Source organism: Solicola gregarius, assembly GCF_025790165.1.
GTDB classification, from domain to species: Bacteria; Actinomycetota; Actinomycetes; order Propionibacteriales; family Nocardioidaceae; genus Solicola; species Solicola gregarius.
Map to the genome: position 1 here is coordinate 4306774 of NZ_CP094970.1, position 14471 is coordinate 4321244.

13 protein-coding genes are annotated in these 14471 nt (G+C 69.6%); 5 read left to right on the forward strand and 8 right to left on the reverse strand.

Annotation, left to right across the window (positions count from 1 at the left end; all coding sequences use genetic code 11):
* Positions 1–20 precede the first annotated feature (20 nt).
* The 5 genes from L0C25_RS20970 (at position 21) to L0C25_RS20990 (ending at position 8241) form a co-directional block, all read left to right on the forward strand.
* A complete protein-coding gene (locus L0C25_RS20970; protein ID WP_271633718.1) occupies positions 21–1619 on the forward strand; it encodes an ABC-F family ATP-binding cassette domain-containing protein in 1599 nt (532 codons plus the stop codon).
* A gap of 158 nt (positions 1620–1777) precedes the next feature.
* A complete protein-coding gene (locus L0C25_RS20975) occupies positions 1778–4426 on the forward strand; it encodes a LysM peptidoglycan-binding domain-containing protein (protein WP_271633719.1) in 2649 nt (882 codons plus the stop codon).
* A gap of 156 nt (positions 4427–4582) precedes the next feature.
* Positions 4583–6451 carry an ABC transporter ATP-binding protein gene (locus tag L0C25_RS20980; protein WP_271633720.1) on the forward strand — a complete coding sequence of 623 codons (1869 nt, stop codon included), beginning with the start codon at positions 4583–4585 and terminating at the stop codon, positions 6449–6451.
* Positions 6452–6517: 66 nt separating this feature from the next.
* Positions 6518–7273: an SDR family oxidoreductase gene (locus L0C25_RS20985; protein WP_271633721.1), complete on the forward strand. Its 756-nt coding sequence runs from the start codon at positions 6518–6520 to the stop codon at positions 7271–7273.
* Positions 7274–7287: 14 nt separating this feature from the next.
* Positions 7288–8241, forward strand: coding sequence for a LysR family transcriptional regulator (locus L0C25_RS20990; protein WP_271633722.1), 954 nt, complete (start codon positions 7288–7290; stop codon positions 8239–8241).
* A gap of 74 nt (positions 8242–8315) precedes the next feature.
* Here L0C25_RS20990 and L0C25_RS20995 read toward each other — a convergent pair whose 3' ends face one another.
* Genes L0C25_RS20995 through L0C25_RS21030 form a run of 8 tightly spaced genes read right to left on the reverse strand, consistent with a single transcriptional unit; the run spans position 8316 to position 14451 of the window.
* The gene (locus L0C25_RS20995; protein WP_271633723.1) at positions 8316–9260 is read right to left on the reverse strand and encodes a sugar kinase; all 945 of its coding nucleotides are present in this window, start codon (positions 9258–9260) and stop codon (positions 8316–8318) included.
* A gap of 10 nt (positions 9261–9270) precedes the next feature.
* Entirely contained in the window at positions 9271–9930 is a 660-nt protein-coding gene (locus L0C25_RS21000; protein ID WP_271633724.1) for an RraA family protein, read from the reverse strand.
* Positions 9927–10586, reverse strand: a complete 660-nt coding sequence (locus L0C25_RS21005) for a bifunctional 4-hydroxy-2-oxoglutarate aldolase/2-dehydro-3-deoxy-phosphogluconate aldolase (RefSeq protein ID WP_271633725.1) — start codon at positions 10584–10586, stop codon at positions 9927–9929. Before L0C25_RS21005 ends, L0C25_RS21000 begins: the two co-directional genes overlap by 4 nt.
* Positions 10583–10927 carry a hypothetical protein gene (locus L0C25_RS21010; protein ID WP_271633726.1) on the reverse strand — a complete coding sequence of 115 codons (345 nt, stop codon included), beginning with the start codon at positions 10925–10927 and terminating at the stop codon, positions 10583–10585. The genes L0C25_RS21005 and L0C25_RS21010 overlap by 4 nt, the downstream gene beginning before the upstream one ends.
* Positions 10924–11706: an ABC transporter ATP-binding protein gene (locus L0C25_RS21015; protein ID WP_271633727.1), complete on the reverse strand. Its 783-nt coding sequence runs from the start codon at positions 11704–11706 to the stop codon at positions 10924–10926. Before L0C25_RS21015 ends, L0C25_RS21010 begins: the two co-directional genes overlap by 4 nt.
* Entirely contained in the window at positions 11703–12533 is an 831-nt protein-coding gene (locus tag L0C25_RS21020) for an ABC transporter permease (protein WP_271633728.1), read from the reverse strand. Before L0C25_RS21020 ends, L0C25_RS21015 begins: the two co-directional genes overlap by 4 nt.
* Complete coding sequence (locus L0C25_RS21025) at positions 12530–13336, reverse strand: ABC transporter permease (protein WP_271633729.1); 807 nt, start codon at positions 13334–13336, stop codon at positions 12530–12532. The genes L0C25_RS21020 and L0C25_RS21025 overlap by 4 nt, the downstream gene beginning before the upstream one ends.
* Positions 13324–14451 carry an ABC transporter substrate-binding protein gene (locus L0C25_RS21030; protein WP_271633730.1) on the reverse strand — a complete coding sequence of 376 codons (1128 nt, stop codon included), beginning with the start codon at positions 14449–14451 and terminating at the stop codon, positions 13324–13326. Before L0C25_RS21030 ends, L0C25_RS21025 begins: the two co-directional genes overlap by 13 nt.
* Positions 14452–14471: the final 20 nt, after the last annotated feature.

The following is a 14471-nucleotide window of genomic DNA, read 5'->3' on the forward strand; positions in this document are numbered from 1 at the left end:
TTGCCTACCGGAGCCCTGCCATGCTGACCGTCAACGGCCTCGAGCTGCGGGTCGGCGCACGCGTGCTCATGTCGGACGTCGCCTTCCGGGTCGGAGACGGCGACAAGGTCGGGCTGGTCGGCCGCAACGGCGCCGGCAAGACGACGCTCACCCGCGTTCTCGCGGGCGAGGGCCAGCCGACTGGCGGAAGTGTGACCAACACCGGCACCGTCGGCTACCTGCCGCAGGACCCGCGTACGGGCGATCTCGAGGTCTCCGCGCGCGAGCGCATCCTGTCCGCACGCGGCATCGACGACGTCGTACGCAAGCTGCGCAAGGCCGAGGCCGAGATGGCCTCCGACGACGAGCGCGTACGCGACAAGGCCATGCGGCGGTACGAGCGTGCCGACGCGGAGCTGCATGCCGGCGGCGGGTACGCCGCGGAGTCCGAGGCCGCGACGATCGCGGCGAGCCTGGGGCTGCCCGACCGGGTGATGGGCCAGCCGCTCGCAACGCTGTCCGGCGGGCAGCGACGCAGGGTGGAGCTCGCCCGCATCCTGTTCTCCGGCGCCGACACGCTGCTGCTCGACGAGCCGACCAACCACCTCGATGCCGACTCGATCGTGTGGCTGCGCGACTTCCTGAAGTCGCACAACGGTGGTCTGGTGGTGATCAGCCACGACGTCGCGCTGCTCGAGAACACCGTCACCAAGGTGCTGCACCTCGACGCAAACCGCGCCGAGGTCGACGTCTACAACATGGGCTGGAAGCTCTACCTGCGCCAGCGCGAGACCGACGAGCGCCGCCGCAAGCGCGAGCGCGCCAACGCCGAGCGCAAGGCCGGGCAGCTGATGGCCCAGGCCGAGAAGATGCACGCCAAGGCCACGAAGGCGACCGCGGCAAAGAACATGGCGCGCCGCGCCGAGCGGATGCTCTCCGGTCTCGAGGCGGCGCGGGCGGCCGACCGCGTTGCGAACATCAAGTTCCCGTCGCCCGCCGCGTGTGGCAAGACGCCACTGCAGGCGAGCGAGCTGAGCAAGTCGTACGGCTCGCTGGAGATCTTCACCGACGTCGACCTGGCCGTCGACCGGGGCAGCCGGGTCGTTGTGCTCGGCCTCAACGGCGCCGGCAAGACGACCCTGCTGCGCATCCTCGCTGGCATCGACAAGCCCGACACCGGCACGGTTTTGCCCGGCCACGGCCTCAAGATCGGCTACTACGCACAGGAGCACGAGACGCTCGACCTGCGGCGTACGGTGCTCGAGAACATGCAGGCACAAGCGCCCGAGCTGACCGATACACAGGCGCGCAGTGTGCTCGGCTCGTTCCTGTTCACCGGTGACGACTCGCACAAGCCGTCATCGGTGCTGTCCGGTGGCGAGAAGACCCGCCTCGCGCTCGCAACGCTGATCGTCTCGGCGGCGAACGTACTACTCCTCGACGAGCCCACCAACAACCTCGACCCCGCCTCGCGCGACGAGGTCCTCCGCGCGATCCGCACGTACGAAGGCGCGATCGTGCTCGTCACGCACGACGAAGGCGCCGTCGAGGCGCTCGAGCCCGATCGGGTGCTGATCCTGCCGGAAGGCGACGAGGACCTCTGGTCGGCCGACTACGCCGACCTGATCAGCCTGGCCTGATCCGCACGATTTTGGCCCATAGCGCCCGATCGATCGCCATGAACGGGTCGTTTCGCCCGAATCCGGGGAGGGGAGGGTGTGCGTGACCCCATTTCCGGCCATGATGGAAGGGTGCGCCTCACTGCGTACGCACGCACCGACCCCGACGGGAGCATGACGTGACGACCCCAGCTCAGCGGATGCGAGGCCTCGCGGCCCTGGTCGCGCTCGCCGTCCTGATCGCCGGCGTGCCATGGGCGCTGTGGACGTACGCCGGTGGGGCCCCGTGGGACGCGGTGGCCGAGCCCGGCGACTGGCTGAGCAGTGAGCTCGACGACTCGGCGATCGTCTCCATCCTCACGCTGGTGATGTGGGCGGCGTGGGCGTACTTCGTCGTCTGCGTGGCCGTCGAGGTCGTACGCGCGCGCCAGGACCGTCCGGCGCCGAGCGGCGGCGTCGGTGCCCAACCGCTCGCCCGTCGGCTCGTCGCGTCGGTGCTCCTGCTGATCGGTACGGCGACGATCTCGGCACCGGCCGCCACCGCGGCGACCGGCGGCGGCGCGGGTCCGGGAGACGTGCCCGCGGTCCAGCAGAGCGTCCAGGCGGCGTTCGACAAGATCGACGCGGCACAGCAGCGCGTACCTGCCAACGCGCAGGCCGCGACCGGCGTCCCCGGCGGCAGCGCGCTCGCCCAGGAGCTCCCGACCGGAGCGCAGGCACAGACCGGGCTCGCGTACTACGTGCAGCCGCCGCATGCGGGCAACTACGACTGTCTCTGGGACATCGCCGACCGCACCCTCGGTGACCCACTGCGGTGGCGCGAGATCTACCAGCTGAACAAGGGCGTCCTGCAGGAGGACGGCAACCGGCTGATCGACCCCGACCTGATCTACCCCGGCTGGCAGATGCGCCTGCCCGACGACGCGCGTGGCCCCAACGTCATCCGGCCCGACGGACAGCCGGTCGGTCCGTCGCAGGGCGACGACAAGGGCGCGGCCCACCAGGGCCCGGGCACCCAACAGCAGGGTGACACCGGGGCCGACGTCGCATCCGAGGGTGCCACCTCGGCGACCTCGACCCGCCCGACCGGTGGTGAGAACCACTCGACGCTGTACGCCCAGCTCGGCCTCGGCGGCGGCCTGATCGCGGCCGGCCTGCTGTGGGGCCTCCGACGTCAGCGCGGATGGAACGGCGGCGACCCACCGGGGCGTGGCGCACCGTTCGACGAGGAGCACTCGCTGCAGCTTCGCGCCGACCGGCCGTCGGCGTTGTTCGCCGACCGGGCGATGCGGTCGATGGGCACGCACGAATCCGGGGTACGCCCCAGCGTCGCGCGTCTCGGCGCCGACCGGATGAGCGTACGGTTCGACGGCGTGGCGGGCCCACCGGCGAAGGGCTGGCTCCCCGGCGCCGACGCGTACGAGTGGACGACGACTGCGGACGCGCTCACCCGCGAGCACCTCGAGGGCCCGTCCGCGGCGCCACAGTTGGCGTGCATCGGGGTCGACGGTGGCGAGCAGGTGCTGGTCAACCTCGCGGCGGCCGGCGGAGTCGTCGCGGTGAGCGGCGATCGCAGGGTGGCGACCGAGATGGCGCGGTCGATCGTCATCGACCTCGCGACCCATGCCTGGGCCGACGTGATCGAGGTGATCGCGGTCGGGTTCCATGAGGACCTGCTGCCCCTCGGCGGTGGCCGGCTGCGCCAGTTCTCGACGCTCGACGACGCGATCTCGCACGTACGCGGGTCGGTGCAGCACCGGCTCAGTGAGCGCGTGATCGTGTCGGCCGACGAGCCGTCGCGCACACAGCTCGCCATCCTGACCGGGTTCGCCACCGACCGGCAGAACCCGATCGGTGTGTTCTGCTGCGGCGAGGTGGAACGAGCGGGTCTGCGCCTGTCGGCCAATGCCGACGGCGTCGTCGTACCGGCGGGTTGGGGCATGGCGCTCAACGCACAGCGGCTGCCGGCAGCGAGCATTCCGCCCCTGGTCGCGCTGTACGGACAAGAGATCGCGCCGGTCGAGTCGGAGTCGCCCCAGGCGGTACCCGGGTACGACCCCTGGGTCGCCGACCCGGGTGCAGGCGTGGTCGCCGACATTCAGGTGCTCGGCGACCTGCGGGTCGACGCGGTCGGTGAGATCGACGACGAACGCCTCCCGCTCTCGACCGAGATCGTCGTCTGCCTGGCGCTGCACCCGGAGGGCGTGCACCAGCGCGTCCTCGAAGGCATGCTGTGGCCGCGTGGTGCCTCCGACGATGTCGTCTCGGCGGCGCTCGAGACTGCGCAGACGTGGCTGACCGCACCGGGTGGCGCCTCCGCCGTGACCGGCACCGATGGGCGCTGGTTCCTGGACCTGAGCCGGGTGCGGGTCGACTGGCACGTCCTCACGATGTGCAACGTCGACCTCGCACGCAGCGGGCTCGCGTCGGCGGCGGACGGCCTGCGGTACGTGACCGGTGCCCCGCTCGCGGAGCTGCCCGCAGAGCGGTACGCGTGGGTACGCCCGGAGCTGACGCGACGGATGCGAGAGACCGTTGTGTCGATCGCGGAGACGGCGGCTGTCTCGGCGAGCGACCACGGCCGTCCTCGCGAGGCCGTCGACGCGCTGCGTGCAGGCCTGCGCGGCGTACCCGACGCGGAGGTGCTGTGGCGGCGGATGCTGCGCCTCGCGGCGGCGGCAGACACCGACGTTGCCGGCCTCGTCGACGAGATGTTCGCGACGCTCGGACGCTGTGGCTCGCCGCGGGGTCCGGAGGGCAGCACGCTCGCCCTCGTGGACGACCTGCTGCCGAACCGCCCACGCCCGGGAGCCGAGCTCTCCGCCTGACCACGCTGACGAGAGAGTTCTGGCCCCTCGAGGAGAGAGTTCCGGCCCAGCGCTCCGACCAGAAGTCTCTCCTCGGCGGGCCTGGATCCTCTCGTCAGCGTTGGTGGGAATGTAATTGGGATTACGTCGGTTGAAATCCACCGGGAGGTGAGGCCGATGAACCCCGGCACCTGGCGTTCGATGACGAACGATCCGTCCGTTCTGCGACAGCGCGTCGCACCCGGCACGACCCGGCGCATCCTGCAGTACGCGCGCCCGTACCGCGCCCAGATCACGGCGTTCCTGGTGCTCGTCGTGCTCACGGCAGGCCTGACGGTCGCGACACCGCTGCTGTTCAAGTCGATCATCGACGACGGCGTCGTACCCGGTGACACGTCGGTCGTGGTGATCCTGTCGAGCATCGTCGCACTGCTCGCGTTCATCGAGGCGGGGCTCGCGCTCGCGCAGCGGTACTTCTCCGCACGTCTCGGCGAGGGGCTGATCTACGACCTGCGATCTGAGGTCTTCGACCACGTGCAGCGGATGCCGCTCTCGTTCTTCACCCGCAGCCAGACCGGCGCGCTCGTCTCCCGCCTCAACAACGACGTGATCGGTGCACAACGGGCCTTCACCTCGACGCTGTCCGGAGTCGTCTCGAACGTCATCAGCCTCGCGCTGGTCGTCGGTACCATGCTGATCCTGTCGTGGCAGATCACCCTCGTCGCATTCCTGCTCGTACCGATCTTCCTGTTCCCCGCCAAGTGGGCGGGGAAGCGCCTGTCCGGCCTGACCCGGGAGCAGATGGAGGTCAACGCCGACCTCGGCGGCACGATGACCGAGCGCTTCCAGGTCGGCGGCGCGATGACGGTCAAGCTGTTCGGCCGCCCGGACGAGGAGCGCGACGGCTTCGACGGCCAGGCCGCGCGTGTACGCGATCTCGGCGTACGCATCGCGATGACCAGCCGGATCTTCTTCTCCGCAATGACTCTGGTCGCCGCGCTCGCGACCGCACTCGTGTACGGCATCGGCGGTGTGATGGGCATCAACGGTGTCCTCACCGTCGGTACGCTGCTCGCGCTCGCCGCCCTGATGGGCCGGCTGTACGGGCCGCTGACGTCGCTGACCAACGTGCACGTCGACATCATGACGGCGCTGGTCAGCTTCGAGCGGGTCTTCGAGGTGCTCGACCTGCCGCAGACGATCCGCGATGCCGACAATGCCGTCGATCTCCCCGACGACGCACCCGCGAGTGTCGAGCTCGACCAGGTTCATTTCGGCTACGACGACGCCGAGGCGTCGCTCGCCAGCCTCGAAGGGGTTGCCAGGTCGGGGCAGTCGCCGAGCGGCGAGGTCTTGCACGACATCTCGTTTGCCATCGAGCCCGGTGAGATGGTCGCCCTCGTGGGCCACTCGGGTGCCGGCAAGACGACGGTCAGCGCGTTGCTCGCGCGGCTCTACGACGTCGACTCCGGCGCCGTGCTGGTCGGCGGCCGCGACGTACGCCAGCTGCGCCAGGACTCGCTGCGCGACACGATCGGCTACGTCGCCCAGGATCCCTTCATGTTCCACGACACGATTCGCGCCAACCTGCTGTACGCGTCGCCCGACGCGACCGACGACCAGATGCGTGCGGCACTGTCCGATGCGCAGATCCTCGACCTGGTCGACGCCTTGCCCGACGGTCTCGACACAGTCGTCGGCGACCGTGGGCACCGGCTGTCGGGAGGCGAGCGGCAGCGGCTGGCGATCGCCCGGCTGATGCTCAAGGGGCCGCGCGTCGTCGTGCTCGACGAGGCGACGGCACACCTCGACTCCGAGTCGGAGCGTGCCGTGCAGGCAGCCCTCGACCGCGCACTCGCCGGACGTACTTCGCTGGTGATCGCGCACCGGCTCTCGACGGTACGCAACGCCGACTCGATCGTCGTCCTCGACGCCGGTCGCGTGGTCGAGCAGGGCACGCACACGGAGCTGCTCGCCCGCGAGGGTACGTACGCCGAGCTCTACCGCACCCAGTTCGCAACAGAGACCATTGGTGCCGCCGGCTGACCTTGACGCCGTCGTCGATGCCGACTCGGCGTCGCTCGCGAAAGGCGGCATGGCAGGCTGACCCGCATGGACCTTGGACTCGCGGACTCCGTCTTCATCGTCACCGGCGGCTCGCGAGGTCTTGGCCGGGCGACCGCCGAGGTGCTGGTCGCCGAGGGCGCCCGCGTCGTGCTCTCCGGGCGGACCGAGGAGTACGTCGAGAAGGCCGTTCACGAGCTGGGGGAGCAGTGCGTCGGCGTCGTGGCCGACAACGCCGATCCGAAGAGCGCGGAAATGCTCGTCGGCGAGGCACAGCGGTCTTTCGGTCGGCTCGACGGGGCACTGATCAGCGTCGGAGGCCCGATGCGGGGTGCCGTCACGGAGATCTCCGACGACCAGTGGCGAGAGGCCTTCGAGAACGTGTTCGTCGGTGGACTCCGGCTGGCGCGTACGGTCGCCGCGGCCGTCGGCGCCGGCGGGTCGATCGCGTTCGTACTGTCGACGTCGGTACGCGCGCCGCTCGACGGCATGGCGATCTCCAACGGCTTGCGCCCCGGTCTCGCTATGGCCGCGAAGAGCCTCGCCGACGAGCTCGGGCCGCAGGGCATCCGGGTCAACAGCCTGCTCCCGGCCCGGGTCGAGACCGAGCGAGTGCGGTGGATGGACGAGCAGGCCGATGATCCCCAGTGGTCGAAGGACGCGCGCGTACGACGGATCCCGTTACGGCGTTACGGGGTTCCGGAGGAGTTCGGCCGGGTCGCCGCGTTCGTGCTTTCACCGGCTGCCTCGTACGTGTCCGGCGCGGCGGTTCCCGTCGACGGCGGCGCCCTCCGGACGCTCTGAGACGGCCGGTCACGATGCGCGAAGGATCCACCGACAGCTACCGACTCGAGTGGTTGACCAGCTTCCTCGCCGTGGTCGACTTCGGCGGGTTCGCCGCGGCGGCCGAGCACACGTACCGTTCGCAGCCGAGGATCAGCTCCCACGTCGCCGATCTCGAACGCCGCCTCGGTGCGATCCTGTTCGACCGCCGCGAACGGCCCGTACGACTGACCGAGGCCGGAGTCGCGTTTCTCGAGCATGCGCGACGGGCGCTCGCCGACCTCGACGCGGGCGAGGCATCCGTGCAGGCCGTCATCGGCATCCTGCGGGGGCGCGTTGCGCTGGGCTGCTACCCGAGTGCCGGTGCGGCGTTCGTACCCGATCTTCTGCACGCGTTCGCCGAGGCGTACCCACAGGTCAGCGTGACGCTGCGAGAGGGCACTGCGGCCGAGCTGCTCGAGGATCTGCAGACCGGCAATGCCGACCTGGCGATCCGGCCGGCCCTACCGTCGCCGCGTAGCGCCGCGATCCTGCACCATGCCCTGTGGGAGGAGCCGATCGTCGCGGTCGTGCCCGTCGACCATCCGATCGCCGGCCTGGAGTACGTCTCGCTGCGTGAGGTGGCGGAGAACCCGATCATCACCATCGGCGACCTGCGTACCGACCAGGACGACCCGAACGAGATCGTCCGCTCGATGATGGCGGCCGGTGTCACGCCCAACGTCGCGTTCCACACGAACGCGCCGCAGACGCTCGTCGCCCTTGCACGTAAAGGCCTCGGCGTCGGGTTGACGAACCTACTCGCGGCGTCGGTGTGCGACATCGACGGCGTGAGCGTCGTACCGATCCAGGAGTCCGGAAGCAGGCGAGTGGTCGGTGTCTTCTGGGACTCCTCGCACTCGATGCAGCCCGCAACCCGGGCGCTCATCGACGTGATCGCGCAGCTCCCCGTACCCGAAGCGGTGCAGCACTACCAGCGGCGCGCCTGATCCACCGGATTCGGGCCCGTATGGACCGTTTTGGAGTCGGAAACGGTCCATACGGGCCCAGATCTGGGGGCGCGTCAGGCGCCCGCCTGCTGGAGCTCGGCGAGGAACGCGTCGGCGGCATGGCGCTGTGGGATGGGATCGACAGCGCCGAGCGACTTCACCACCTGTGCGGCGGCCGCCGCACCGAACAGCGCGGCGTCGGCAGGCGTACGTCCCTCGACGGTCGCGACCGCGAAACCGGCATCGAACGTGTCACCGGCGCCGGTCGGGTCCTTCGCGCGTACGTGGAGCGCCGGGATCGACACGTACTCGTCCGGGCTGGCGACGATCGCACCCGCGCTGCCCATCTTCAGTACGACGAGCGGTGCGCCGAGCTCGAGCAGCTCCTGGGTGATCGCCTTCGGATCCTCGTACCCGGTCAGCATTCGCCCCTCGTCGAGGTTCGGCAACGCGACCGAGCACAGCGGGATCGTGTAGCGGGCGATGGCGCGTGCGGTCTGCAGTGGCCACAGCCGCGGGCGGATGTTCGGGTCGTACGTAATGGTCGTACCCGCCGCCCGTGCGCGTTCGATCGCCGCGAACACCGTGTCGCTTGCGGTCTGGCTGATCGCCTGGGTGATGCCGGTGACGTGCAGGATCGTCGCCTGCTCGATCCACCCGTGCGGAAGGTCGTCGGGCGCGAGGTGCGAGGCGGCCGAGTTCGTACGCCGGTAGACGAACTCCGTCGCGGCACCGTTGCGCACGATGAAGTAGATCCCGGTCGGCCGCGGCTCGTCGACGATCACCGGCGTCGCATCGACGCCCTCGGAGTGCCACAGGTCCTGCAGCAGGGCGCCGAAGTGGTCGGCTCCCACCCGGGTCAGGTAGCCGCTGCGGCCACCGAGCCGGCTGGCCGCGACCGCGAAGTTGGAGCTGTCGCCTCCGTACCCGAGGCTGAAGAGCGAGCCGGTACGCGGGCCGCCGACCGACTCGGCGTTGAACTCGACCATCGGTTCCCCGAACGACACGATGTCAGGCAAGGCGAGCCCCTCAGATCCGGTTGTACTTGGCCAGGCCGGTCGCGAGCGAGCCGGACTCGAGGATGAGTCGGGTCTGCTCGCGCTCGCGATCCTCGATGTCCTGCGCGCCCGCGAGCGTCTGCTCGACGAGGTCGCGGGGGATGGCGACGACACCGTCGCGGTCGGCGACGATGAGGTCACCGGGGTTGATCGTCACCCCGCCGACGACCACCGGCTCGCCGCTCGCAACGGTCTTGAACCGGCCGAGCGTCGTCGCGGGTGAGGTCGTCCGCGCGAACACGGTGAAGCCGGCGAAGTCGCGGTCGATCTCCTCGACGTCGCGTACGCCGGCATCCAGGATCACGCCCGCCAGACCGTTCGCGACCGCGCCCGCGGTCATCAGGCCGCCCCATGCGGCGACGTCGCGCTCGGCGCCGACGTCGATGACGATCACGTCGCCCTGGGTCGCTGCGTCGATCGCCTCGAGCGCGTGCGTCGGCGGCACCTCCTCCGTCGTCGGGATCTCGCGTACGGTCACGGCCGGCCCGACGATCTTGCGACCGGTCACGAGGTTGATGTCCGAGGACAGGTACCCGTGCGGTCCGAGGCTCTGCAGGGCGTCGCTGACCGAGGCCGTGCTGATCTGCTCGAACGCCGTGATGGTGGCGCTGTCGTACTGTTGCTCGGTCATGTCATCTCCTGGGTGATGTGGTGGCGATGGCTACGCACCGCGGCGACCGCGCGTGCGGCCTCGTCGGTGATGGAGTCGGCGACGAGGTCCGTCACCGGTGTGTTGGGACTGAGGGCTCCGCCGATCCCGACCGCGGCCGCGCCGGCCTCGAGCCAGTCGGCGGCGTTGTCGGGTGTCACACCGCCGGTCGGAATGACGCGGAGTCCGGGGAACGGGGCGAGCAATGCGCGCAGGTGGGCCGGGCCGACGGTGTGGGCGGGGAACAGCTTCACCGCGTCCGCGCCCGCGCGGTTCGCCCGCATCACCTCGCTCGGGCTGAGCACCCCCGGTACGACGGCGATGTCCGTCGGTGCCCAGCGCAGCAGGTCGAGGTCCAGGCCGGGTGAGACGACGAACTGTGCCCCGGCGTCGACCGCAGCCTCCGCGTCCACGCGCGACAGCACGGTGCCCGCGCCGACGAGGACGTCGTCGTACGCGGTGCGTACGCGGGCGATCGCCTGTACGGCGTCGGGCGTCGTGAAGGTGACCTCGACGACCTCGATGCCACCGCGACGCGCCGCGGTGATCGCCGCGATCGCGTCGTCGGCGCTCGGTGCGCGGACCACCATGACGAGCCCCGCGTCGAACAGCCGGGGGAGTACGCCGGGCGCCGTCATGAGGCCGGGCTCTCGGCGGCGTGTACTTCGTCGACCCAGTAGATGCGGGCGATCGCGTTCACCGACTCCGGTCGTACGTCGCGCAGCTCGATGACCTTGCCGTCGACGCCGCTCACCCGGCCGTACTTCTGCAGCTCGAGGGTGTGGAAGCGTTCCGCCGGGAATCCCAGCTGGACGGCGACCCGTACTGGCTGACCGCTCTCGGCCTGCTCCTTCAGATCGGCGTCGACCCTGCTCGGCGCGCGTACGGCGAGGTAGGCGTTCCAGGCGGCGAGCAGCACCGCGACCGTGACCAGGGTGATGACGGCGCGCGAGCGCAGGATCCGGATCAGCAGCGTCATCGGGCCTCCACGCCGTCCTCGACGCCGAGGCGTACGAGCAGCTCGTTGCGCAGGTCGAGGAACGTCGAGTCGACCTGCACGTCGCGCCACGTACGCGGGCGGGGCAGGTCGACGACGATGTTCGCCTCGACGGTCGACGGACGGCCGCCGAGCACGATGATGCGGTCGGCCATGAAGATCGCCTCGTCGACGTCGTGCGTCACGAACAGCACCGTCGTACGGTCCTGCTCCCAGATCCGCAGCACCTCCTGCTGGAGTACGCGCCGGGTCTGCGCGTCGATGCTCGCGAAGGGCTCGTCCATCAGCATCATCGCCGGCTCTGTCGCGAGGACTCGTGCGACACCGGCGCGCTGGCGCATGCCGCCGGACAGCTCGTGCGGGTACTTCGACTCGTTGCCCTCCAGCCCGACCAGCCGCAGCATCTCGCGGGCCCGCGTACGACGCTCCGACCGCGGGACGCCTTGCATCTTCAGGCCGAACGCGACGTTGCCCTCTGCGGTCATCCACGGGAACAGTGCGAAGTCCTGGAACACCACTCCGCGCTCGGGTCCGGGTGCCGTCACCGGCTTCCCCGCCATCTCCACGGTGCCGTCGGTCGCCTGGATGAAGCCCGCGACGACGTTGAGCACGGTCGTCTTGCCGCACCCGCTCGGACCGATCAGGGAGACGAACTCGCCTTCACCGACGTCGAACGTCACGTCGCCGACGGCGGTCGTCGCCTCGCCGGAGTACGGGTCGTCGTACGTCTGCCGGAGGCCCTTGACAGTCAATGCGGTCATCGACCGATCCCTTCGACCATGCCCCACCGTTCGACGGTCTCCTTCTCCGCGGGAGCGAGGACGAGCGCGTCGGTGAGATACCAGAGGATGCCCAGAACGGCCATCCCGACGAATACTTGCGACACGTCGCCCTGCCGACGTGCGTCGAACATCATGAAGCCCACACCGCTGGTTCCGATGATGATCTCGGCCGCGATCAGGGCGCGCCATCCGTACCCGAGCCCGGTGCGGATGCCACTGCAGACACCGGGCAGGGACGCGGGCAGGATCACGTACAGGACGTGCTGCCAGCGAGATGCGCCGAGGCTGGAGGCCGCGCGCTGCACGTTCACCGGCACGGCGTCGATAGCGGCCACGATGCTGATCACGAGCGGGAACGTGACGGTGTAGACGATCACCGAGGTGACCGACGTGAGGCTGAAGCCGAACCACACGATCAGGATCGGCAGCCAGGCGATGTCGCCGATGGCCTGGAAGAACAGCAGCGCCGGCCACAGGAACCTGCGGACGTACCGGTTGAGCCCCACCAGGAACCCGAGCGGGATGCCGACGGCGAGACCGAACGCTGCGCCGACGAGCAACCGCACGACGGAGTCCTGGATGTACGCGGGCAGGATGCCCCGCTCGGTGAGGCTCACCGCCTCGCTCCAGACGTCGCCCGGACCCACGAAGAACGACGAGGGGAACACGCCGAGCCACACGACCACCTGCCAGAGCGCGATCACGACCACGAACGGCCCGAATGTCGCCAGCCCCGGAATGTGGGTGAGTCGGGTGGTCCATGGTCGAGCGCGGTCGGCCATGCCGGTGAGCGATGCGGCCGTCATCCGGCCACCGGGCTCTGTTCGCCCCAGCGCTCGACCGTACGTCGCTCGAGCGGCCGCAGCATCCAACGATCCATCGCGAGCCACAGCACGCCGATCGTGATCATCATCAGCACGATCACCTCCGTCTCGTAGTACTGGCGCGCGAGAAACAGGCTGTAGCCGAGGCCTGTGCTGGTCGCGATCATCTCGGCGGCGATGAGCCCGCGCCAGGCGAAGCCCATCCCGACGCGAACCCCCGTCGCGATGCTGGGCGCGGCACCCGGCAGGTAGATCTCCCACAGCATCCGGCTGCGCCCGGCGCCGAGGCTGCGTGCGGCGCGCAGCAGCGAGGTGTCGATCTGGCGTACGCCGAGCATGGTGTTGTAGACGATCGCGAAGAAGACGGCGTTGAAGACGATGAAGACGACCGCGCGGTTGTTGTAGCCGAGCCACAGGGTGGCGATCGGTACCCAGGCGATTCCGGCCAGCGCAACGGAGAACCGCAGCAGCGGCGAGAAGAACGTCGAGACGCCGCGGCTGACGCCCATCAGGATTCCGAACGGCACTCCGACGACGACGGCGATCGCGGCACCCACCAGGACGCGGGCGAGGCTTGCCGACGCCGCCTTCCACAGCTCGCCGGACCCTGCCGTGTCGGCGAACGCCTCCACGACGCTGCCGACCGAAGGAAACGTCCGCTCCGAGACATTGCCGGCGGGGATCGCGACCAGCCAGATCGCAAGCAGGACGAGGAACGGGCTGACGAACCAGGCGGCGTTCGATGCCCGCCGCCTGGTACGCGCCGACGTCGTCACTGCGGACACTGGTTCGCCTTCGGGTCGTACGTGAAGCCGTCGGTGATCTGAGCCGACTTCGGAATCGGCTTGAGGTCGTCGAAGACCGCGGGCTGGTCCTTGGCGATGCCGGTGATCGTGCTCGGCTCGAAGATCTTGTTGACGTCGAACGTGCCGTCGAGCGCGTCCAGCTCGTCGAGGGTCACCATCGCGTCGTTCAGCGCCGCGTAGTTGCACGCGGAGATGCGCGGGTCGAGCTGGGTGACGTTGTACTTCATCGACTCGCTGGCGATCTCAGGATCGAGGTCCGACAGCCAGCGGCTGGCGACCTCGGCGGCGTCGTCGGGGTTCTTCCGCATCCACTGGTCGGCCTTCGCACGAGCAGTCAGGAAGGACTTGACGACATCCGGGTTCTCCTCGGCCCACGTACGTTCGGCGACGACGTAGCCGAGGAAGCCGATGTAGTCGCCCCCGCGGGCGACGTCGTACGAGCCCTCGACCTGGTCGGTGATCATCATCGGGAAGGGATCCCACACGATCGCGGCGTCGATGCCCGAGGTCTGCAGCCCGACCGCCATGTCCGGTGGCGCGGTGTTGACGATCTTGACGTCGTCGGGCGACATGCCGAGGTCCTCGAGGACGGCGAGCAGGTAGAGGTGGTTGATCGACCCGACCGTGACGCCGATCTTCTTGCCCTTGAGGGTACGAAGGTCGCCTTCCTTGATACCCGATCCGTCGCGGGCCACGACCGCCATCGTCTCGTCGCTGCCGTACTTCGCCGCCGAGCCGGTGTAGTTGCCGAGCAACACGTAGTCGGCGCCCGAGAGCACCGCACCGAGCACCGGCGAGCCGACCTGCGCGATGTCGATCTGGCCGGCGTCGAGGGCATTGAGCTGGTCGGTGCCGGACGCGTACGGCTCGGCGATCTCGACGTTGAGGCCCTCCTTCTCGAAGAAGCCCTGGTCGAGGGCCGCCGGTAGACCGATCTGGTCGATGGCGGCGACCATTCCTGCCGAGACGGTGGTCGAGTCACCGCCGGACGATGAGCCGGCTGGAGCGGGCGATGGATCGCTGCATGCCGTCACCACCAGTCCGATGCTCAGTGCGGCTGCTGCCAAGCCCCCGTATCGACGTCGTGGTGCCATGTTGTGCCTCTCGCGTTTGA